The sequence below is a fragment of the Oxynema mangrovii CENA135 genome, assembly GCF_016632315.1.
Taxonomy (GTDB): Bacteria; Cyanobacteriota; Cyanobacteriia; order Cyanobacteriales; family Laspinemataceae; genus Oxynema; species Oxynema aestuarii.
In genome coordinates, this window is sequence record NZ_JAEOXH010000003.1 from 353,277 (window position 1) to 376,506 (window position 23,230).

The following is a 23,230-nucleotide window of genomic DNA, read 5'->3' on the forward strand; positions in this document are numbered from 1 at the left end:
CAACCAAAGACATACAGCCGATACAGCCTTATTCTGCCTCGCCAATTAACGTAAATGCGGCCCATCCATAGGGATTGGGATCTTTCGCCATCGTTTTCAACATCGCCTGTCGTAAAGCTTGAGCCTTGTCTCCGGAAACGAGCCAATGCTGATAAAACTCTTCCATCAACACGGCGGTGGTATCGTCGGGGACGGACCACAGAGAGACCAAGACACTCGCCACTCCGGCGGAAATGAGCGATCGCGACAACCCGATCGCCCCGTCCCCCGTAATTTTCCCCCGTCCAGTCTCACAAGCGGACAACACCACTAACTCCGCATTCAAGTCTAACTCGAAAATTTCCGCCGCCGTCAGCAAGCCGTCGTCGGTGGGTGAAGGAGTCAGTGCGATCCAACTGTCGAGGGCTTGTTGCGGGTCAAAACTGCCGTGAGTCGCCAAGTGAATCAGCCTCGCCGTTTGCATCTGCTCGACCACTGCGGTTTCTGTCGCCTGCTTGCCGATTAACGGCGTTGCTTGCAAAATTTGGCCGATTTCGCGGGCTTCGCGTTCGGCATAAGGTAACGGTTTGAGGGCGATCGCCCGTTCGCCGACCCCGTCCGCGACCAGAGGCATTTCCGGATTGCCGACAATCAAAACCTCGCGATTTGCCAGTATCTCACTTTGTTGTCGCGTGAACTCCAGCACTTGAATGGAAGGGGCGGTCAGCATGGCGTGTTTTTCGATTAAATAGCGCCCGTTTTCGTCGATTAAGGCGGGAAACGGCAACAGAAACAGGGAATCTTGAGGGATAAAAATCACGTGCCGATCCGGATCGGTGGGGAGCAGATCGGCGATCGGATCGATCGACAGTTGGTACAGTTGTTTTAACTCGTCATAGGTCGCTTCCCATTCCGGCGGCGGTTCGATGTGAGTCGCTTGGGCGCCGAGATTGAAACTTCTAGGCGGTCTGGGATCGATCGCCTGGGGCGGTTGGTTTCCCCGTCCGGCGGTCTCGAACTGGGAATAACAGCTAAAATCGCCGAAACAGCGCGATTTATAAATTAATTCGGAGATCGAGGTCTGTTGCTGTTGCCATAACGGGGTCAAATCGACGCGCCGAAAGGCGATCGCCCCCGTCGGTCGAATCACCCAGATATACAATTGTGATTCGCGCCATTGGGGAGAACCGCCGACGGTAAACTCATCTAAAACTATCGAATATTGGACGATTACGGCATTCTGAAGCCGAGCGATCGCTCGAATGCGATCGAGATCGGGAGGGGCGCTGGCGGAGGCGAGATCGAAATCCTCACTCACTCGCCGAGCGAGTAATTCTACAAACGCTCTCGCCCGACCCCGTTCGGCAATTTCGAGGGCTTTCTCGATCCGATCGCGGGCGATCAAAACGCTTTGTAGCCGTTCGTAAGTGCGCCTGTACTGGTCGAACAGGGTAATTTTCTGGCTGTCGCTGAGATCGGGCCGCAATTGCTCGCGGATTTGGATCGACTCCAATAAATACTGCTCGGCGCGATCGTATTGTTCTAACTTTTCATAAAGACTGCCGAGATTGTGCAGGCTGTTGGCTTGGGCGCGCCGATCGCCAATGTCGCGGGCGATCGCTAACGATTGCAGGTAAGAGCGGATGGCGCGATCGAAGTCGCCACGGCGTTCGTAGAGAATCCCCAGATTGCCGAGGGTATTGCTTTGGGCGACCCGATCGCCCCGTTCGCGACTCATCGCCAGCGATTGCCGATAAGCGTCTTCAGCCCGATCGCCCTCGGCGAGATGGTTGTAAACCGTTCCCAAGTTATCGAGAATTTTCGCTTGGGTGGCGAGATCGCCGTCTTCCCTAGCAATCGTGAGAGAGTCTCGATACACCTGCAAAGCCCGGGGATATTCCCCGCGACTCTCGTAAACAATACCGAGATTGGTCAGAATTTGCCCTTGTTTCGGGCGATCGCCCCGTTGCTCGCTCATGGCGAGTGCTTGCTGCAAATGATATTCCGATTCCCGATATTCCCCCACGGCGTGGAACACCAACCCCAGACCTACCAGCGCATCCGCTTCGCCAGTCGGATCGCCCAGTTCTCGCGCGACGACTAAAGCGCGCTGGTAAAATTGCTGCGATCGCCCATATTCTCCCCGACTCAGATAAACATTCCCCAGTCCGACGGACGAACTCCTTTCCCCTTCTCGATCCCCCAATTCCCGGGAAATCTCTAAAGATTGTCGGTAAACCTGCTGGGCTTGTTTATACTCGGCGATCGCTTGGTAGACATTCCCCAGATTGTGGAGGGCTTCGCTTTCCCCCTGGCGATCGCCGATTTGGCGCGCCAGCATTAAAGATTGTCGGTAAACCTGCTGGGCTTGTTTATACTCGGCGAGACGTTCGTAAACCCGACCCAAGTTATGGAGAACCCCCCGTTCCGCGTCGGATTTGCCGAGTTCGCGAACGATCTCTAAGGATTGCTGGTGGTAGGCGACGGCGCCTTCGTCGTCCCCCAACGTTTCATAAAGGAGTCCGAGGTTGATGGCGATCCAGCCTTGTTTCAATTTATCCCCAACCTCCTCGTAAATCTCTAAGGCGCCCTGCCACGATCGCCGAGCCGCATCGAGCTGATTTTGTCGCACTTGTTCGAGTCCGAGTTGGGACAGGCGATCGGCGTGTTGGATGCGCTCTCGTGGAGTCGCCGACTCACTTTGTGCGCGTACGGGGGCGAGGAAGCGGCGCGCCTGACTCGCAGGGGTGGAAGATGTCAGAGCAAACAATAATAAAGCGAGAAAAAACAGAGGAACGCGAAAATAGCGAAAGTGCTGCATAAAATTCCGGGCGATCGCCCTCAAAAGGCTTAGAGATCGACTGTTGGAAAAACTGGGAATGTAACCAACGGGTGGGTTCTCCAGTAGATGCAGAGTTTCGCCATCGAGATCGATCGTAGTTCGTTTCCGTTATAACTCCCTTGCGTGCGATCGCGGCTAGCTGCGTCGCCATTGCCCGGGGCGCAAGGTTAGCATAGAAGAACTCGCGATCGCGCGCCTCGATTTTGCCAACTCATCGGGAGACATCGGCCACGATTCATGCTTGCTGGTCGTCCTTTTTCTATGAACTCTGCTCTACGATTACTCCTCAGTTCGATCGCCTGTCTCCTGTGGACTGCATCGCCCCCACGCGCTCAAATTATTCCCGATCGCAGTTTGCCGGAAAACTCCACTGTCACGGAAACTGACGGCGTTCGCGTCATTACAGGCGGCACGCGATCGGGCGATTTACTCTTCCACAGTTTTGAAGACTTTTCCCTCCCGACAGGCGGCGAAGCCTTTTTTAACCAAGGGCCGGAGATTGCTACAATTCTGACCCGCGTCACCGGAACCCATCGATCGCAAATCGACGGTTTAATTCGCGCCAATGGCGGCGCAGACTTGTTTCTACTCAATCCTAACGGGATTCGCTTCGGGCCGAATGCGCGCCTCGAACTCGGCGGTTCCTTTGTCGCCACCAGCGCCGATCGCCTCGTGTGGGACAACGGCAGTTTCTACAGCGCCAGCGAAGCGAACGCGCCCCCATTACTGACGGTCGGCGTACCGACGGGGATCCAATTCGGCAGGGAACCCGGCTCGATTGATGCCGCCGGATTCGGTCACGACCTGGCGGTTCAAACGCGCCCGGTGCCGACAGTTCGCGGCGATCGCCCCGCCAATTTAGGCGTCGAACCCGGTGCGACCCTCGCCCTGATCGGCGGTTCCGTGAACCTGTCCGGCGCCATTCTCGAAGCGGACAACGGCGCGATCGCCTTGGGGGCGGTCGGTCGTCACGATCGCCCGGTTCGCGTCGGTCTGGCCCGGACAGATTCCGGTTTCAGCTTCGATTACAGCGCCATCGACCAGTTTGACGAGATTACCCTGCGATCGCGCGCTTTGGTCGGCGTCACGGGCGATCGTCCCGGGGCGATCGACGTGCGAGGGCACTTGCTGACCTTAGAAGGCGGATCCTCGATCTTTTCCCAAAACCGAGGCGGCGAAACGGCGCCACCATTGCAAATCGCCAGTCGCGACGGCGTCATCCTGCGCGGAACCAGTAGTGACGGTATTCGCAGCAGCCTCAAAAGCGAAACGATCGCCTCGGGAGAAGGGGCCGCGATCGTCATTACGGGGACCCGAGTCCGTCTGGAACGACAAGGAGACGTGCGATCGAATAGTTTCGACAGTGGAAAAGGCGGCGACATCCGCATCGACGCCACTCAGTCGATTTTTGTCGGATCCGATACCCGGACTAGTACGGTGATGACCGCTCAAACCTTCGGATCGGGCAGTGGCGGCAATCTGGACTTATCCGCCGGAACCTTAACCGTCGCCAACTCCGGACAAGTCTCCTCGATTACCTTCGGTACGGGTCGCGGCGGTAACGTACAGGTGCGAACCCGCGAAGCGGTCAATATTGACGAGGGGATTTTATCCGCCTCGACCTTTGCGACCGGACCGGGGGGTAATTTGGAGATCGCCACCGGACGACTCTCGGTTTTAAAAGGGGGACGGGTGAGTGCGACTAATGTAGCGTTTGGAAATGCAGGCAGTTTGACCGTGGAGGCGTCCGAATTTATCGAAGTACGCGGCGAGACTCCGGCGTTATTTAATACGAGTCAAATCGATGCCTCGTCTAGGGCGTGTCATCAATTATGTAGGTTGACAAAAGTGACCAAATGTGGAGGAAAGCGCCTGCGGACATTTAAGCCAGCCAAATCACGGATGCAGCCAGGTAAATGCCACCCAGGAAGTTCACCGAGCGCTTGTCATAACGAGTGGCAATCCCTCGATACTGTTTGAGCTTGGCAAAGAAGTTTTCCACCAGATGTCGGGTTTGATACAAGAATCGATCGTAATCGTGGGCTTGTTTTCGATTCTTTTTCGAGGGAATGACGACTTCAATCCCTCGCTCGTGCAACGGTTGTCTGACTCGTTCGTCGGCATCGTAAGCTTTATCCGCTAGCAGTGCCTGGACTTCCACTGATGGTAGCAACCGCTCGGCACCGACTAGATCGCTGGCCTGACCGGGAGTTAAAAAAAAGATATGGGATTCCCCAAAGCATCCACCACCGCATGAATTTTCGTACTCAACCCGCCTCGGCTACGACCGATATTTTCCTCTTCGGCTGAACTCCCTGATGCTCCAGCACTGTGCTGATGCGCTCGCACAATGGTGGAATCGATGGCAGCATATTCGTTATCGGCTTCCTCGCAGAGGACTTGGAAAACGCGCTCCCACACCCCAGTTTTTGACCAGCGAGTGAAGCGTGTGTGGACGACTCGAAAATCCCCAAAGCGTTCGGGAAGATCTCGCCAAGGAATCCCTGCTCGAAAGCGATACAACACGGCTTCGACGAATAAACGGTTATCTTTAGCTGTGACCCCAACTGTACCCGGACGACCCGGAAGCAGGTGTTCAATGCGTTGCCATTGGTCGTCTCGTAAAGCGTAACGCCGTTTCATCCCGGTTTTGAGCTATCTTGAGTGAACGGGTAGCAGGCTACACACATTTCACTATTTTTGTCAATTTTCTTAATTGATGACAGACCCTAACGTTCTCGATCCGTTCTTGCGCGAACTGTTTCGCCTTCCCGATCGCGTTTCCGGGAATGCCGGGGATTTGCAAATAACGACCCCCATGTTGCGGGTGAGCGATCGCGGTTTGATTAGCGTCAAAAACGACGGCGACGGTAATGCGGGGACCCTGACCCTCAATGTGGAGCGGGTGATGCTGGAAAATCAAGGAAAAATTACCGGATCGACCCAATCCGGGGAAGGCGGCGACCTGCAAGTGTATATTGGCGATCTTCTGACCTTGCGCGATCGCAGTCAAATTACGACGGAAGCGGGAGGGACGGGGAACGGCGGTAATTTGACCCTCAACAGCGATTTAGTCGTGGCTGAGGGGAATAGCGATATCGTCGCCAATGCGTTTGAAGGGGTCGGGGGCCAGATCGAGATCGAGGCGCGCGGGATTTTCGGGATCGCCTTTCGTCCGAGGCTGACCTCGGAAAGCGATATCACGGCGAGTTCTCAGTTTGGGATTTCGGGTACGGTGGCGATCGATTCTCCGGAAGTGGATCCGAGTCGCGGGTCTTTGCAATTGCCGACTCCGTTAATGGCGGGGAGTTTGAAACTCAATTACGGCTGCGTGACCCATCGGGAGAATTCGTTCGCCCTCGTCGGACGCGGCGGCTTGCCGAACGCTCCCACTGAGGCGATCGTCCCGCAAGTTTTTTGGCAAGACTTGCAAGATTTCGGGACCGAGGAGGGCGCGATCGCCCCCTCCCCCCAGTCGGAAATCTTATCCGAAGCCCCCCGGGAAGCCACGCACTGGGTCAAGCGCGGCGATCGTCTGGAGTTGGTGGCTCCTCGAACGGCAGCGAGCTTGATTAAGGTGCCGACCTGTTTTTAGTCGATCGAACCTTTTGGCAAATATCGCGATCGCGATCGAATGAGAACAACGGCGTTGCACAAATTGAGCAGAGCTGGCGAGAAGAGACAAGCCACCAAAAACAAACCACTTGAGATCTTTTTGAGATCTTCTCCCGTGTCCCGTCTTTGGCGTCTTGTCCCTCAATTGACCGAGCAAAATCGTCAATTAAGCCGACCGACTCAATTGAGATTAGCGCTTGCGGTAAGGAACCATGTTTTGATAGTTCATGTTGACCGTAGACACCCTCGGAGGCGTGGCACCTTTGGCAAAGTTAAGCTGCCGCGCCAAACCCAAAAAGCGGTTGGGGTCGCCTTCGCGAGCTTGTTTGTCTTGGGGGACGAAACGGCGGACTTGAACTTGCCAGATCGCTTGGGGGAAACCCAATTGACTGCGGTGGTATTCGCCGTAACGCGGGGTTTTGAGGTTGAAAGGAACTTCGCCTTTGGCTTGTTGCGGCAGGATCCGACGGCGTTGGTAAGGAACGGTATCGTAGCCGAAAGCGTCTAAGTATTCTTCGCTGTCGAGTAAGGTGTCGATGAAGCCTTGAACGCCTTTGGTCGCGATCGCGATCGACCAAGCAATTTTTTCACGCTCGTTGTAGATGTCGCGTCCGAGAACCCGTTGGACGCAAATTTCGACGAAGCGATAGTTACTGTTGGTCTGGAAGTTCAAGCGCAGGAACGCATCCGAAAGCACCAAACCGCGAATGAAATCGCGCACGGTAATTTGACCGTATTTGAGTTGAGACTCCAAAAAGGTCTGGCGGTTGCTTTTGAGGATTTGATGTTCGCTGAAAATCTGGCGGTAAGCGGCCCAGATTAACTCCTCGATCTCGCTCGGCGAGGGCATGGTTTCGGTGGAGTAAATTCTAGGTTGCTCTTCAGTCGGTATTTCAAATCCAGAAACACGCTGGTTTTGACTGTTTGGAGCGTACTCTAACAAAGGAATTGCCACGTCAGAATCTCCGTAATCTGAAAATCTGGTTATTTTTCTATGGTTGACACCTCCCCCCGGCCTCTCGAACGACGAGCTGAGGGGAGTTCCTCCATCACTGAAGGAATTTCCTGTATCCCGGACTGTGCGAGATCGAGCGAGTCACCTCGTTCGATCTCGTTCGCTTGGGGTTTACAGGCATGACTTCCTGGGTGCCTCCAGTAGGTCGGGCGATCGAGATTGACATCCTCTCCACCCAACTTAAAGGTTAGGGGTGGAGATTCCCCAAACACCGGGAAAATTGGCTGCTGAATGCGTCAGTCGGCTGGACTGCGCGAAACCTAGTACCCGCCTCGATCGCAGATGGTGACTGGTGTTGTGCAGCTCATTTGGATAGACATCATTCAGAGTAAGGGATGACGGCGATCTCAGTCTCATTTTTCTGAGGGAACGCAACAATCTGTAATATTTCTCGACAATTTTTAGGGACTGCCCCGCCACCACCTCTGGGGATCCCGAGTGGACTGGCAATGAGGCCAATGGCGCAAGAGCTTTTCATCGTCGGGGGCGTCTCCGGTTCCCTCCACTGTCGGGGGGGGCAGTCCCAATCCCAAACATAAATGAGTGACCACTTCTAAAAAGGATCGCCCGTGACCGGGAGATTTGAGGTGGGCGTGGGCGTATTCGTGAACGACGACGCTCAACCAATCTGCCGGATCGATCCGTCCGACATCGACAAAAATCACCACCGGATCGAGGTGAATGTTGCACAGGGCATCTACTCCGAGACGTTCGGCTAACGGTGCCGCCAGAATCCGCATCGGGCGCCGTCGATCGCCCCCAAAACATTGATGGCAAGCGTCGAGGCAGCTTTGCAATTCGGCGTTGACGGCATCGCCATGCTCGCCAATCCACGTACAAATGTGAATGCGATCGTTAATGTCCTCCGGTAGCTCGATATCGCTCGGATCTAAGGCCAATTGCCGCACTCGATTGAGGTAGTCACTCCCCCGAACGAACGGATCGGCGATCGCGGCGGACGCGCTCCCGGCGCCCGACCCGAAAACATCAGTTGACTCTGGAACTCGGCTCAATCTCTATCTTTACCATCCCAATACAGAATAAAACTGCGCGCCGTTGGCGCCATTGTTGCTAGCTCCTGGCGCGCTGCCCCCGCCTGTCGCCGACCCGGAACCGTTAGCCGACTCCTCCATGCGAATTTCCGTACAAAAAGACGCGCTGCTAAACCCGCCAAACCGTTTCACCGTACTGGTTCTCACCCGCATATTCGGTTGGGGAAACCAAAACCGCTCGATCGCGCTCATGGTTTCGTACTCCGTCGTCAGCACTAAGGCATCTTCATCGTCAATTTCGTAACGACCCGCCACCGGGACAATTTCCGCATAGCCGCGCTCGCGCAAAAGCTGGCCGCGTCGCGGATTGTCTGCTTCCGGTACTAACGCGAATACCGTCGAACCTTGGTGATTTTCACTGTCGCGGTCCCAATCCATCGACCCGTGCCAGGTGACGAACGCCCCGCCGACAGTCCGACTCGGATCGACCTCGTGCAACTCGCAGATTTCAATCACTTTCGGATGATCCGCTTCCAGGGTTTCCACCTCAATCTGAGAATCCCCCATTTCAGCTCTTCTAAAAGCCAGGTGGTGCGTCGTCCGTTGCGATCGCCACTTCCCGGCACTTTGTCTGAAAAATTCCATTGCGTCCATCTGACTCATGAATTTTTATCCCTTTTATTTCGTCAATTGGCTCTAGTTTGACCCCTTTTATGATAAATCCTGAACCCTTTGATAAATTTTTGTAGCAATAATTAGTTTTAAAATGTACATATTGGACAGATTGTCAAGCCAAAGTAACGATAATTTACATTTAAGCGAAACCCGTTTGCTCGAAACCGCGTCTTTAAAGACGGGGGAGACAAACAACAACAGACCACAAGGAGCGAAAATCATGGATATTCCCACTCAACTCAGCTTAGAACAACAATTCAAACTCGAAGTCCTGCGCGACCAAGTCAAGAGCCTCAGCCGGGAACAGGCGCAAGAATACCTACTCGAAGTCCTTAGACAAAACATGGTCAAAGACAATTTGTTCAAGCACTTACTGAAGCGAGGGGCGTAGTGCAACTGCGCCCGAGCAACGGAAAAGACAAAAGCGCTCCCACTCGTCCGAACGAGGGGAGCGTTTTTGGTGTGTGGCGTGGCAAGTGGGAAACCCTAGGGCGAGCATCTTGCCCGCCTCGAAGCTAGAATCTAGAACGGAAGCATTACGGTCTCAATCCAAAATCCAAAATCTAAAATCCAAAATCTAAAACCCTCTACCTTCCCATATTGCGTTTCATCTTTTCCAATTCGTCATCGGTCTCCCAGCGTTGGAACTCTTGCTCTAGGGGGTCCATGGAACTGCTAAAGCTGCGATAATTCTGATTCCACCCCGTATCCCAACTGCTCTGACTGCTTTGAGTGTTTTGACTGTTTTGGGCTTCGGCTTTGGCTCGCGACGCTGCCGCCTCAGTCGCTTTCGCTCTCACTTCTTGGCGGCGGACTTGGATCTGGCGTTGTAACTCTCTGGCTTTTGCAATCCGATCTTTGACCCCTTGCATTTGTCCCCACAACTGATTTCCTTGGCGCAGAAGGGCGGCTTCGCGTTCCTCGGCGGCGCGTTTGAGGTCGTCGCGTCCGGCTTGGCGCGCTTTAGAGATGCGTTCGTGCCAGCGTTGGATCTCTTGAGCGGTGGAGAGGATTTGGTCTTGTAACTGCTTTTCTTTGAGCTGGGACTCGGCAATTAGCTTGAGGGCGTCTTCTTCTTGTTCGCGTAACTGTTCTTCTAAAACTTGTAATTCTAGATGGGGATTGTTACGCATGAATTCGTCGAGACGACTTTCTAAAAAACGACTGACATCATCGAATAAGCTCATCGGCAAAAACTCCTCGCATAGGTTCGTTATCGGACGGCGGCGGTCGAGCGCGATCGCCGGATCCGTGCCAACCGTTCCCCCCATCGGTACAAATGTTTATTGACCCCAATAAACCTCACGCCGTTCGACCAATAACGAACAACACGAGTAGTAATACACGAGTTAGAACGATTGTCCGGCAAAAATAGATCTCACTTCTCCGTTGCGGCGGATGACGGCTTCGCCTTGCTCGACTTCGACCAAGGTCCAGCCGCTAGAGCCGATGCTTTCGCCGATGTTGACGCGGCGGGCGACGCCGTTAATCTCGAACAGGGCGGCGGAGCGATCGCCCAACTCCAAAATCCCCACTAAGGTGTGAACCGTTCCCGGGGCGCTAGAAGCGGGGGTCGTCGGTTCAGCCGTCGGCGCCGGGGGCGCGGGTTCGGGGGCGGGTTCGGGGGACGGACTCGCGGCGGCGGGGGGTGGCGCGGCGGCGACCGTCGGTTCTGGGGCGACGACTTTCGGGGCGGGTTTGGGCGACGGGGCCGTCGTCGGAGAAGGGGAAGCCGCAGGAGACGGGGAAGCCGCAGGAGACGGGGCGGCGGCGGTTTGTTGTGGCGGTTTGGGCGATTTGGGAACGGTAACCGTGAGATTCGGTTGAACCAGGGTGGGATTGATGCCGCGTTCGAGGGCGATCGCGATCCGATTCAACACTTCTGCCAAATTGCCCTGATGGGGTGCGGTCACCGTCACGTTTTGAGGCGGGACGTTGACGTTGACCGTGGGCGCCGGGGGCATCGGCACTTGCAGGGCCGTATTCGGCACCGGGACGGGTTCGGTCGGGGCGCCGACTGCTTGGCGATCCATCGCTTCGAGCGATCGCTGCATGTATTCCACAAAAGCGGCATCGGCATCGGCTTGGAGCTGTTCGGGGGTTTTGGCCGCCGGAACGGGGGCTTGAGCCGTTTGGGGTTGAAATTTGAACCAGAGACGCTGCAACGGTTCGCGATTGGCGAGCAATAAGCCGACGGTGAGGGCGAGTAAGGCGCAGGCGCCGCCGAACAAGAGGCGATCGAAGGATTTGCCCGTTTTTTGTTTCTTCTTGTCTCCCGTTCGGGTAGCTTTCGCGTCCACGGTGGTCGCGTCTTCGCGAGGGGGACGCGGCATCACCAACGGCGGCATGACGATCTGGGGAACTTGGATCGACTTTAACTTGACCGTTTCCGGGGCTTTGACGGATTTCGGCAGGGAGGTGCCGCCTTCGAGCACCCGGTCTACATCTTCAAACAGTTCGTCCATCAGGCGATCGGCAGACGCATCCACGGACCACGGTTCTCCCGGAATGCGATCGCCGGAGGTTCCCGCTTGGGCGGGGTCGATGGGTTTAGTGCTGAGATCCTGAGACATAGCTTTTTAGGGAAAGGGAAATGATGGGATACCGCCGCGAAGGAGACAACAGAAACGAGCGATCGCCGCTCCCGCGTTCCATTATCTTTGGTTTAGTCTTACCACTTGCACGGGAGATCGTGCAACCACAGACGAGGAGGGAGAAGGGGAGGGAGATCGGGTCGCGATCGCCCTTAACTCGAAGCCGAGGTCGCCAATTGCCGTCCTCGCACTTCTAAATAAATTAACAAAGCATTAATATCCGCCGGATTCACCCCACCCAAACGGCTAGCTTGACCGACCGTAAGCGGTTTGACCTTCGCCAATTTTTCCCGCGCTTCCATCGAAAGAGTTTCGATTTGGCTGTAATCCAAATTCGCGGGTAACTTGCGGTTGGCTTGGCGAGACATTTGCTCGATCTGGTGTTGTTGGCGTTCGATATAACCGGAATATTTAATATCGATTTCCGCCCCTTCTCGTTCCGGGACACTCAGGGACGGATTCCCCAGACCGTAGCGGTCGAGGTCGGCGGTATGGAACCCCGGACGGCGCAAGAGTTCGGCCAACGTAATCGACCCTTTAATCCGTTGTTGGGTATCCGAGGCGATCGCCACCCCCAATTCCTCCTGTTCCTTAATCCGCGTCTCCTGCAGCCGTTTTTTCTCCGCCTCGATTTGCCCCTGCTTGCGGGTAAACAACTGCCAACGGCGATCGTCGATCGTTCCCAGTTCCCGACCCAACGGCGTCAGGCGGCGGTCCGCATTATCCGATCGCAGCAACAAACGGTACTCCGAACGACTCGTCAACATCCGGTACGGTTCGCGTAAATCCTTCGTACACAAATCGTCCACCAACGTCCCGATGTAACTCTCCTCGCGCGGGAAAATCACCATTTCTTCCCCCCGGGCAAACCGCGCCGCATTGATCCCCGCCACGAGACCCTGGGCCGCCGCCTCTTCATAACCCGTGGTGCCGTTAATTTGCCCCGCACAAAACAGCCCTTCGATCGCCTTCGTCATCAACGTCGGATAACACTGGGTCGCGGGCAAATAGTCGTACTCCACCGCATACGCCGGACGCAGCATCGTGCAGCGTTCCAACCCCGGTAAACTGTGCAGCATCGCCAGTTGTAGTTTTTCCGGCAGCCCCGTCGAAAACCCCTGGATGTACAGTTCGGGAATATCCCGTCCTTCCGGTTCGATAAAGATCTGATGACTTTCCTTATCTGCAAAGCGGACGATCTTATCCTCAATACTCGGACAGTAGCGCGGACCTTTGGCATCCACCCAGCCCCCGTAGACCGGAGACAGGTGTAAATTTTCGCGAATCAGGCGGTGGGTTTGTTCCGTAGTGCGCGTCAGGTAGCAATTCATCTGTTCCCGTTCGACCCAAACTTCCGGATCGAAACTGAACCAACGCACCTCCTCATCCCCCGGTTGCGCTTCCATTTGACTGAAATCGACCGATCGCCGATCCACCCGCGCCGGGGTTCCCGTCTTCAGCCGTCCGGTTTCAAACCCCAATCGATTCAAGGTTTCCGTCAATCCTACCGCCGGGAACTCTCCGGCCCGTCCCGCAGGCATCGACTTATTCCCCACCCAAATCCGACCGCCGAGAAAAGTTCCCGTGGTTAAAATGACCGCTTTGCAGCCGAAGGCGACCCCGAAATAGGTCTCGACGCCGACGATCTCTTGATTCGGCCCGAGGACTAAATCGGTGACCATCCCTTCGCGCAACACTAAATTGTCTTGGTTTTCGACAATATTTTTCATCACCCGGGAGTATTCCCGCTTGTCGGTTTGAGCGCGCAAGGCCCACACTGCCGGACCGCGTGAGGAGTTGAGGATCCGCTTTTGCAGGTAGGTGCGATCGGCCATCTTGCCGATTTCGCCCCCGAGGGCGTCGATTTCGTGGGTAAGCTGGGATTTTGCCGGACCTCCCACCGCAGGATTGCACGGTTGCCACGCGATCTTGTCTAAATTCAAGGTCAGCAGCAAGGTCCGGCAACCGAGGCGCGCCGTCGCCAAGGCGGCTTCGCAACCGGAATGTCCGGCGCCAACGACGACAATATCGAAACAATCTTGAAAGTCTACAGATGAGGTAGATGAGGTCATGGTCAGCATCCAAGTGCCTGGGAACAGGTTTATCTATCTTAGCGGTTTGGTTTGGCTCGTTACCATGCCCGGGCGATTGGGAAACGGATTGTCTGGGTTCAAGGGCGATCGCCGATTTCGGGAAGATAAGAGGCGAATAAGTCGAGAATTTTATGAAACTCGAAATTTTCGGCCAGTCCGGTCAGGGCGATCGCCAGTTTTTCCCCTTCCGGAGGTAGATTGTCGAGCAATTCTATCACTTTGAGATCGTTACACTCGCAGCTTGCCTCGTAGAGTTTTTGCAGCCACGGTGAGGGCATTTGCACCAGCCATTCCCCCATTTGAGCCGCCGTCACCGCCGGGCGATCGTTGGCGTTTCGATGCTGCGACGCTTCCTCGGTTCCATAGTCATATTTAACCCCGAGATAAGTCTGAATTTTTTCGAGTAAATATTGTTTCTGAAATGGCTTGCCAACAAAATCATCGCACCCCGCCGCTAAAATTACTTGGCGCTGTTCTGTAAAGGTACTCGCCGTGAGCGCGAAAATCGTCGTTTTATCTCCCGTTTCCGGCGATCGCCTGTCCGGGTTTTTTCGGTTCGCTTCTTGTTCTCGAATCGCCCGCGTCGCCTCGTATCCATCCATCACGGGCATTCCCATATCCATTAAAATTAAATGGGGCTGCCACTGATGCCAAACCGCCAACGCTTCTCGACCGTTTTCTGCTTCTTTGATGGAAAATCCCAACGGCTTGAGGATTTTGACCAGCAACAAACGACTTTCGGCAATGTCGTCAACAATTAAAATACGGCATTCCGGCTGATTGGGGCATAACCCGAGAATTTCGGCTGACGGTTTTGCCTTTGCAACCCCCTTCGCATCCCCGAGAGTCACGGGAAGATCGAAGGCGAACAAACTCCCACAACCGGGGGTACTCTTAACCGTAATGTTACCCCCCATTAACTGTACGTACTTTTGCGAAATGGGTAAACCCAATCCCGTTCCTTGATGGGATTTTTTGCCCGTTTCCGTTTGAGTGAACGCCTCAAATAATAAGTGCAGTTCTTCCGCAGCGATCCCCAATCCCGTATCTTCAATTTCAAAGTACAATCGGCACGATGGAGAAGGGCGATCGTTATTCTGGGTTGAGCGATCGGCTTGCAGGCGCAAAGTCACCCGACCGACTTCGGTAAATTTAATCGCATTTCCCAAAAGATTGAGCAGAACTTGACGCACTTTTCCTTCGTCGGATTTGATGTATCTCGGCAAATCGTCGCCATATTCAAAAATAAGTTTTAATCCTTTAGACGCTGCTTTGAGTTGCAGCATTTTTTCGAGGTTGTCGGTTAACTGGAGGAGGTCGAAGTTTTCCTCATTTAAAGAAAGCCTTCCCGCTTCTATTTTGGAGAGTTCTAAAATATCATTAATTAGATCGAGTAAATGTTCCCCAGAACGATTGATAATCGACAGGTTTTTCTGGTTCTCTTCTGAAAGAGACGGATCGCTACTCATGACTTGAGCGAATCCCAGAATAGCATTGAGGGGCGTCCGCAGTTCGTGACTCATCGAAGCGAGAAACTCACTTTTAATTTGATTGGCTTTGTCTGCGGCAAAAACTGCTTTTTGCAGGGCTTCAGATTGTTGTTGAGTGCGTTCGAGTAATTCGGCTTGTTGCAAGGCAATCCCTAGTTGATTACCGATTTGCATGACAATAAAAATTTCTGATTCTGTCCAGTCTCGGGGAGTTTCATTTTGATAAATGGCGAGCAATCCCCAGAGTTGGTTATGACTAAAAATAGGAACGGTAATATAGGCTTTCGCTTGGAGGCGATCGAGTAAATCTAAATAGCAATCGTCGAAGTTTCGAGCCTCGACATTAGAAACGGCGATATAATGCAGATTTTGATGAGAAAATCCGCCTTGGGTTTCTTTTAAATAAGTGTCTTCAAAAAACAGATCGCTAGTAGCTAGCTGTCGAACGGGGCAATTATGACCCGTAACGAGGCGATCGCATAAGGGAGAATGATGTAAGATTGTCGCCCATTTTTTATTGACAGATTCGGCGACAAATTGCCCGCTCCAATCTTCATTAAATTGATAAACTAAAACCCGATCGCAGTCGAGCAGTTCGCGCAATTCTGAGGTGGTGGCGGCAAAAATTGTACGGATATCGAGGCTTTGCCGCATTTTTTGAATAACCGTGGAGAGTGCTTTTTCTCGTTCGGCACTTTCTTTTAAAGCTTGTTCGACGGCTTTTTTTTGTGTAATATCGGAGATCGTCCCGATGATTCGATAAGGGTGACCGTCGCGATCGCGCAAACAGCGTCCTTTCGCTTGTACCCAAATCCAATATCCCTGTTTATGTTGGAGGCGATGAGTATTTTCGTAGATTTCTGTTTTTCCTTCAAAATGATCGTTAATTGCGGCTAAAGCAATGTTTAAATCTTCTGGGTGAATGCGATCGCTCCAGGTCGTCAAATGTTGAGGGAGTTTGCCTTCTTGATAACCCAAGATCTTCATCCAAACTGGGGAATAGTAAACGCGATCGCTCTCTAAATCCCAATCCCAAATACCATCATTGGTTCCGGAAACGGCTAACTCGAAACGTTCTTCGCTTTCTCGCAGTGCTTCTTCGACAATTTTGCGATCGCTAATATCCCGTGCGACCCAGGCCACGGTGCGTTCGGAACACGGTACAATTCTGGCAGAAAACCAGGCGGTTTGGTCTCCAATAGGTAACCCATATTCGTAGTTGAGGACCGATTGGGTATCTAAAGCTTCGTGAATGTAATGCACTACGTCAGATTGCAGATCGCCAAAAAATGCCTCGACAGTTTGCGTCAGAATATCAATTTCTGGAGGGTAAAGTCTTTCGGGACGAGTTGGCGCCAGTTTGAGTGTCTTTCCGTCGCGATCGAGAATCAGTACGATATCGGTAATCGCTTCAAAAAATGCTAGAATTTCTTCTTGGGACGATTTCAGTTTTTCTTCTAAGAGTTGGCGTTCGTAAATTTCTTTTTGCAAGGCTTGATTTTGAGTAAAAAGCTGTTTTTGCAGGTTAAATGTTTGTAAGTGATTTTGAATTCTCGCTAAAACTTCTTTGGCTTGAAAAGGTTTTGTGATATAATCGACACCGCCAACAGAAAACGCTTTGACTTTATCAAAAGCTTCCGATAAAGCACTCAGAAAAATTACGGGAATATCGCGGGTTTTCTCGTTCGCTTTGAGCTGATGGCAGATCTCGTAACCGTCGAGATCCGGCATCATAATATCTAATAAAATTAAATCGGGAGGTTCGGTAGCGATCGCCGATAACCCGAGGCGTCCGTTGGCGATCGGTCGCACTTCATATCCGTGACGAGCGAGCAAGTTGGTCAGCAATCTCAAATTATTCGGATCGTCATCAATAATTACAATATTAGCTGTTAGTATTTTTGCCAACGTATTCATTTTTTTACCCTGTTACAATGGTGGGGTTGAAATGAGTATCGACCGACCCGCTTCTTAATTTTTAAACCCTAAAAATTAATCGAGAAACGAGATGATACTTAAGAATTCTTCTCAATTGAATCGGCGATCGCCTTGAGACCTCTCCCAGCGCCGATCTCGGAAGACGACGGGTCTAACCTCTCAATTGAGCGAGTTGACTCCCCTAGGCGATCGCGCTGCGCGATCGCATCTTAAAACATTTGCGGACGAAGAAGTGTAGCCATCAATCTAGATTGGAATTTTCTTTGAATTTTTGAATAGCTGTCAATATTTTCTGATATTGAAAGCGATCGGCTAAAGATCTGAGTTGCTCGGACAAGGTCGTATTCTCCAGTGCAATTCGATCGAGAATACTATAAATTTCACTAATTTTTCCTCGAAGGCTGGCCGCTTCCAACCCCAGAACTTGTTCGACAGATACAGTAGCAAACTGCGTTGAATCGACCTCGTTCTCTGGAGAGGAAAGGCAGAGATTTGTAGTGGCTGGCAATTCACTAATATACCGCAATCCTAAATGTTTTGACAAGCTTTCAAAAATCTGGAATGTCTGAAAGGGTTTGTCAATTACTTCGTCGCATCCAGAATTGAGCACCAATTTTTTGTGTTCTTGAAAACTACTCGCACTAACGGAAATCACAATCGTTTTAGACCGAGAAAATGGCTCGCTTTCGCCAAGGCGATCGCCTCCTGGCGCCTGTCGATTTTCTTCGGGAGTGAGCCGATTTTCTCGTTTCCTGATTTCCCGAGTTACCTCCATCCCGTCCATTTCGGGAATTTGCATATCCATAAAGACGACATCGGGTCGCCAGCGTTCCCATTCTTCTAAAGCTTGCAAACCGTCACTGGCTTCGCGAATTTGAAAGCCAAAAGGTAAAAGGATTTGCAGCAGCAGTTCCCGATTGTCCGCGCAATCGTCAACTACTAAAATTCGATACTGAGGTTGGTCTGCTTCTAAAGCAATCGGTCTTTCAGCGAGCGATCGCTCGCCGCCGTCCCCAGGAATTGAAGCAACTTTAAACGGAATTTTTAGTAAAAATTGACTGCCTTTTCCGAGTTGACTGCGAACCGAAATGGTTCCCCCCATCAAGGTGACGAATTTGCGGACGATTGCCAAACCTAAACCCGTTCCTTCTTGCGATTGTTTACCCGTTCGTGTTTGTAAAAACGGCTCGAATATCCTTTCTAATTGCTCTTCTGGAATACCCATACCACTATCTCTAATTTCAAATTCAACCCGCACGCGATCGCCTGCAACGGTTCCTGACCATTGACTCGGGTTTTCCTCCGAAGGAGTAGGCGAGCTGTCGTTGCCTTTTAAAGACGCCTTCAAAAGAATAAATCCGTAATCGGTAAATTTAATTGCATTTCCCAATAAATTAATTAAAATTTGCCTCAAACGGACTTCATCGGCTTCTAGAAATGTCGGAATTTGAGGATCGATATCAACTTGTAAGAGTAAATTCTTCTCTATTGCCTTCAAAGCAAATAACTCTTTTAAATCTTTAATAAAACCAGTAAAGTTAAAACTATTTTCATTTAAAATTATTCGTCCTGCCTCGATCTTTGCCATATCCAGCACGTCATTAATCAGCGTCAATAAATGCGCTCCACTCCGATTGATAATCTCGATCGACTTGCGATCGCTCGACGTCAAATGAGAGCTATAACTCATTAATTGAGCAAAGCCGAGAATCGCATTGAGTGGCGTTCTCAATTCGTGACTCATCGAGGCAAGAAACGCACTTTTGGCCTGGTTTGCCGCTTCCGCCGCTTCTTTTGCTCTGGCTAGTTCGACTTCAGCTCGTTTGCGATCGCTAATATCTTGGACGATGCCATGCCAGCAAATTTCTCCATTTTCACGAGCTTCCGGTTGGGAGTTCGCTTGTAACCATTTAATTTTTCCGGAAGGGGTGATAATTCTCCATTCATGTCTGAATCTTTCTAAAGTTTCCGCACTGCGATTCACAGCTTCATGATACGCCTCTAAATCTTCGGGATAGATCGATCTCAAGAGCGTTTCTTCTGTCCTTTCTAAAAACTCCTCAACTTTCATTCCATAAATTTCTTCAACCGCTCGATTGATATATTCAAATTTCCAAGAACCATCTGCATATTTCAGCAGAGAATAAATAATCCCGGGAATCGCCGTGGCTAAATTTCGCAACCGTGCTTCATTGGTTCGCAAAGCTTGTTCCGCACGTTGGCGATCGCTAATATCTTCAACAAGATAAGAAAATCGCGATCGTCCGTTGGCATTGACCGGGATCGTGCAAACCGTTGCTGACAAGTATTTATCTCCATCTGGCGTCTGATGAACGTACTCAAAACGTACCGGAGATTGAGTCCGTTCTGCTTCGCGATACCGTTCGATCCACAATTGTCGGATAGATTCCGGCACTCCTATTTCACTGGCCCAACGATTGTTAACCGCTTCTGGTGTCGTTCCAAAAAAGCGCGCGTAGCTCAAATTATCTGAGATATGGAGAATGTCATTGTCCTGAATTTCGACAACTCCCATCATCATTGAGGCACTGTTAAAAAAGCTCCGTAACGTCGATTCACTCTGGCTTAATGCTTCTTCTGCTCGTTTGCGATCGCTGATTTCTAAAAGAACTATCCCCACTCCACAATGAATAGACTTCGTACTTAAAATCGGAAATAAAGAGGCCATAAAGTCGCGTTTATAATGATTCAGTAGAGGATATTCAATCGCAAATTCTCGATTTAAGATTCCGCGATCGCTCCTCAAAACTCGACGACATAGAGATTGCAATTTAGCAGCTACTTTTGGACATACCTCTTCTAAAGATCGTCCGATAGAATCAGGAATTTTAACTGTATCGATCGCCGCAAAAGGCTCGTTAATTTTGACCACATTGAGTTCGTCATCTAAAATACACATTCCCAACGTTGCGGAGGCAAAAAAGGCATTCAGTCGTGCTTCGGTAGACTGTAATGCTTCCGTTCGTTCCCGAACTTGTGCTTCTAACATGTGGTTGTAATTTAATAAGACTCGTTCGGCTTCGAGGCGATCGCTAATATCGACAAAAGCATTAATCGTATAAATGACCTTTCCGCGATCGTCAAACACTGGAGTTGCACGAATTTCTAGGGGAATGACTTTACCATCACGGCGATGAATTTCTAGGTCGTCTGCTAACACCGTTTCCCCTTTTAAGGCGCGCAGAAAGGGTAATTGTTTCCAAGGATAAAGCCGATCGGTTCCCGCTACGTAAATTTGATAAAATTTAGATATCCATCGAATTTTATATTGGCTTAAATTGGCCAATCCTAAAATCTTTTTGGCCAATCCATTCATCACCACTACTTTTCCTTTGCGATCTAATACAGAAATGCCGACGGGAACTGCATCTAATAATGTTGAAAATTTTTCTTCACTCTTTTTGAGTGCTTCAAATGAACGATCCAGCGATCGCGACATTCGCTCAAAGGAATCGGCTAATTCCCCAATTTCATTAATCGGATTCTCCGGAATGGAGGTATGAAACTCTCCCAAACTAAATTGTTTGGCAATCTCATTTAAGCGAATAATCGGTTGAGTAATCCAGCGAGCTGTCAAAATTCCGATTCCGGTGGAAACCATCAAAATTACGATCGATAAAAAAACGGTTGTTCGCGTATTTTTGTGGATCTTTCCCATCACATCATGTTCCGGAACGTTTACCACAATTAGCCAGTCCAATCCCAATGGATCTCGATAAGGAATGACTCGAACAAACAAAAGACGATCTTCAGTTAAAACTGAAAAAATTTGTGGTTTTTTTAATGTTTCCAGACGATCTGAATCTTGATAAATTTGTCGATAAATCTCGCGTATTCGAGGGTTGTTACTGCGGTCGGCAGGGAGAAGCTCAAAAGGAAGATCGGGGGATTTTACGGCAAGAGATTCAGAGGTAGAAGTAGCGAGTAAATGACCGGAGCGATCTAGAATAAATGCTTCTCCTGAAGTAGAAAAATTCAGTTCTCGGAGAAAATCACTCAAATGAGTGAGACTGATATGAGAGGCGAAAACTCCTTCAAATTCATTTGTTTTGCTGTAAATCGGGGCAACTGCAAAGAGTCCTAACATCCCTGAAGCTTGGTAAATAACAACAGGTGTCCAAGCTTGTTTTTGACTGCCGATCGCTTGACGGTACCAACCCAATTGAGAAAAGTTGATATTAGTGTTATAAATAACTTCTTGAGGTCGGCCTAATTCGTCTAAAACATAGTAATTGCGCTCCGCCAAATCCTCTCGCGTTACTTTTCCTAAATAAAGAGTACCGATACTTGACTCTTTCCCTGTCAATTTTTTGGCTACTTCGACTTCTTTTTGGCTGGAAATTCTCAAGTATTCGATCAGTTCTCCCTTATTGTTTGCAAAATAGATTGAGGTGAGGTCGGGGCGACTGTCGATCTGATTCCATAGATATTTTTGGAGGGAATCGATATCGTTAATATCCAGGATTCCGTTACGAGTTGCTAAATAGTTAAATCTGACAATATCCTGGGGGACTTGTAAGTAATTTTCGAGCCGATCGCCGATGCGATCGCCGACTTCCTCCATCACTTGATGGGTCAATTCTTCAATGGATTGCTTTTCATTACGATTGGAAAGATATTTAATAGCAGCGACAGTTAGCAATACCTGCAATGTAAATACACCGATCAAAACAGTACGTAAGGGTATTTTTGGCATCTTATATGTCATGATTTTGCCGTGAAAATACTTTGATGCTGGATTCTAAAGAAGGTTGATTGACAATCCAATGATATTCCACCTCCATCCAGATTTTGCTTATTTGTTTTTAAGCTTACACAGTTACGGAAAAGAAGGGGGATTGACAGACGGAAATGAGCTTTCGATCGCTTCATTCCGAGCCTTAAGGCTACAGATTCAATTGATTGATATTGTTTGTGCAGTTCTCAAGCCTCCGAACAGTTCTAGATCTCCCGATATTTCGATCGATAGCGCATCGATTGAAGTGTTTCTGCCGCGAGTCAATCGAGAAGATCGAAACTTTAAAACGAGCCGGAATTCTGAATTAAACGGAAGATTTGAGTGCGATCGAACCCTCATTCTCAAGAGGATGCGAGAGAAATATAGATCGGGAGAGAAAGCAGCAACATTCAAAAAATCGTCAACGAATTATCTCAATTCATGGCCTGAGTCGATCCTAAGAACGATCGCCCGGTGTCAGCGATCTCCCTGGCATGGCAATCGTTCGAGGAGTTTCAAGGGGTCGGCAACTCCTTCATTGTAATTTTCGCTTCTCAGGATCCAAAGTGGCAAGGGTTGGCGGGCGATCGCGTCAGGAAATATGGATGGCACTCCCTCGAAAATTGGCGCAATTTCGCGATATGGTAAACAGCAAGTTCTTTGTCTACTGCCTAGAAACGTTTGTGAAATACTTCTTTCTAACTGAAGGCTGGACAGTGGGTCGAGTGTGGGGAGTCGAAGGATTGTGGAACGAGTTGGCGTGGCGACGGGCGCCGCAGATCGAGCGCATGAACCTGTGTTTGCTAGAGAGCAGTGAAAAACTGTGGCTCTACCGCGTCGAAGATCCGGTGATTATGGTCGAAGTCAAACCTCTACCGGACGCCAATCTTCCCCCCTCAACCATCGGTCAAGTCTTCATCCGACGGTTGATGAGCGGCGACCAGGTACTCGCCAGACTCTGCGATTCGCAAACGATCTGTCAGATGGCGGATGGAATGCGATCGCCCAAATTCTCCTAGAGCGCGATCGTGTCAGCATCCACCCCCTGCAGCACCATCTCGCGCCTTAACGGGCGATCGTCGTTTGGCCCCAAGCCGTCGAGATGCTTGCAATCGGCTCAGTCAATAGTTACACTTCTTTAAATACTCTCATTTTTGAGAATACCCTTGTCGAACTGCCTCACTGCTTAGTTCTCAGCCAATTGGCCCCCTCTGGGCAGCAAGGCAAAGACTCTAATAAAAGGCACCAAGATAGCGTCC

14 protein-coding genes are annotated in these 23,230 nt (G+C 50.9%); 4 read left to right on the plus strand and 10 right to left on the minus strand.

Annotation, left to right across the window (positions count from 1 at the left end; all coding sequences use genetic code 11):
* Positions 1-28: 28 nt before the first annotated feature.
* Complete coding sequence (locus tag JJD41_RS21210) at positions 29-2,800, minus strand: CHAT domain-containing protein (protein WP_200669494.1); 2,772 nt, start codon at positions 2,798-2,800, stop codon at positions 29-31.
* A gap of 282 nt (positions 2,801-3,082) precedes the next feature.
* On the opposite strand from JJD41_RS21210, the gene JJD41_RS21215 reads away from it, so the two are divergent.
* Positions 3,083-4,801 (plus strand): filamentous hemagglutinin N-terminal domain-containing protein, encoded by a 1,719-nt coding sequence (locus JJD41_RS21215; RefSeq protein WP_200669495.1) that lies wholly within the window; start codon positions 3,083-3,085, stop codon positions 4,799-4,801.
* Here the strand turns inward: JJD41_RS21215 and JJD41_RS21220 are convergent.
* Positions 4,704-5,464, minus strand: a protein-coding gene (locus JJD41_RS21220; protein ID WP_200664346.1) for an IS5 family transposase whose coding sequence is annotated in 2 segments (ribosomal slippage) — positions 4,704-5,038 and positions 5,038-5,464 — 762 coding nt in all. Because the reading frame shifts where the segments join, the coding sequence is not laid out codon by codon here. The two genes, JJD41_RS21215 and JJD41_RS21220, sit on opposite strands and share 98 nt — an antisense overlap.
* Positions 5,465-5,540: 76 nt before the next feature.
* Between JJD41_RS21220 and JJD41_RS21225 the strand changes: the two genes are divergently transcribed.
* Positions 5,541-6,416, plus strand: a complete 876-nt coding sequence (locus JJD41_RS21225) for an S-layer family protein (RefSeq protein WP_200669496.1) — start codon at positions 5,541-5,543, stop codon at positions 6,414-6,416.
* A 210-nt stretch (positions 6,417-6,626) separates the two neighbouring features.
* Here JJD41_RS21225 and JJD41_RS21230 read toward each other — a convergent pair whose 3' ends face one another.
* The 3 genes from JJD41_RS21230 to JJD41_RS21240 form a co-directional block, all read right to left on the minus strand.
* Positions 6,627-7,391: a phycobilisome rod-core linker polypeptide gene (locus JJD41_RS21230; protein WP_200669497.1), complete on the minus strand. Its 765-nt coding sequence runs from the start codon at positions 7,389-7,391 to the stop codon at positions 6,627-6,629.
* A 461-nt stretch (positions 7,392-7,852) separates the two neighbouring features.
* Positions 7,853-8,464 (minus strand): hypothetical protein, encoded by a 612-nt coding sequence (locus JJD41_RS21235; RefSeq protein WP_234489042.1) that lies wholly within the window; start codon positions 8,462-8,464, stop codon positions 7,853-7,855.
* Positions 8,465-8,473: 9 nt separating this feature from the next.
* Complete coding sequence (locus JJD41_RS21240; RefSeq protein WP_200670233.1) at positions 8,474-9,097, minus strand: phycobiliprotein lyase; 624 nt, start codon at positions 9,095-9,097, stop codon at positions 8,474-8,476.
* Positions 9,098-9,338: 241 nt separating this feature from the next.
* Between JJD41_RS21240 and JJD41_RS21245 the strand changes: the two genes are divergently transcribed.
* Positions 9,339-9,509, plus strand: a complete 171-nt coding sequence (locus tag JJD41_RS21245; protein ID WP_168567678.1) for an NblA/ycf18 family protein — start codon at positions 9,339-9,341, stop codon at positions 9,507-9,509.
* 196 nt (positions 9,510-9,705) lie between these two features.
* Here the strand turns inward: JJD41_RS21245 and JJD41_RS21250 are convergent, their stop codons facing one another.
* The 5 genes from JJD41_RS21250 to JJD41_RS21270 form a co-directional block, all read right to left on the minus strand.
* Positions 9,706-10,305, minus strand: coding sequence for a TIGR04376 family protein (locus JJD41_RS21250; protein ID WP_200670234.1), 600 nt, complete (start codon positions 10,303-10,305; stop codon positions 9,706-9,708).
* 162 nt (positions 10,306-10,467) lie between these two features.
* A complete protein-coding gene (locus tag JJD41_RS21255) occupies positions 10,468-11,691 on the minus strand; it encodes a hypothetical protein (RefSeq protein ID WP_200669498.1) in 1,224 nt (407 codons plus the stop codon).
* A gap of 173 nt (positions 11,692-11,864) precedes the next feature.
* On the minus strand, positions 11,865-13,784 hold the full coding sequence (gene mnmG, locus JJD41_RS21260; protein WP_200669499.1) for a tRNA uridine-5-carboxymethylaminomethyl(34) synthesis enzyme MnmG: 1,920 nt from the start codon (positions 13,782-13,784) through the stop codon (positions 11,865-11,867).
* A gap of 98 nt (positions 13,785-13,882) precedes the next feature.
* Positions 13,883-17,212 carry a response regulator gene (locus JJD41_RS21265; RefSeq protein ID WP_200669500.1) on the minus strand — a complete coding sequence of 1,110 codons (3,330 nt, stop codon included), beginning with the start codon at positions 17,210-17,212 and terminating at the stop codon, positions 13,883-13,885.
* 262 nt (positions 17,213-17,474) lie between these two features.
* The gene (locus JJD41_RS21270) at positions 17,475-21,962 is read right to left on the minus strand and encodes a PAS domain S-box protein (protein WP_234489043.1); all 4,488 of its coding nucleotides are present in this window, start codon (positions 21,960-21,962) and stop codon (positions 17,475-17,477) included.
* A 614-nt stretch (positions 21,963-22,576) separates the two neighbouring features.
* Between JJD41_RS21270 and JJD41_RS21275 the strand changes: the two genes are divergently transcribed.
* Positions 22,577-22,990: a hypothetical protein gene (locus JJD41_RS21275; RefSeq protein ID WP_370583918.1), complete on the plus strand. Its 414-nt coding sequence runs from the start codon at positions 22,577-22,579 to the stop codon at positions 22,988-22,990.
* Positions 22,991-23,230 lie beyond the last annotated feature (240 nt).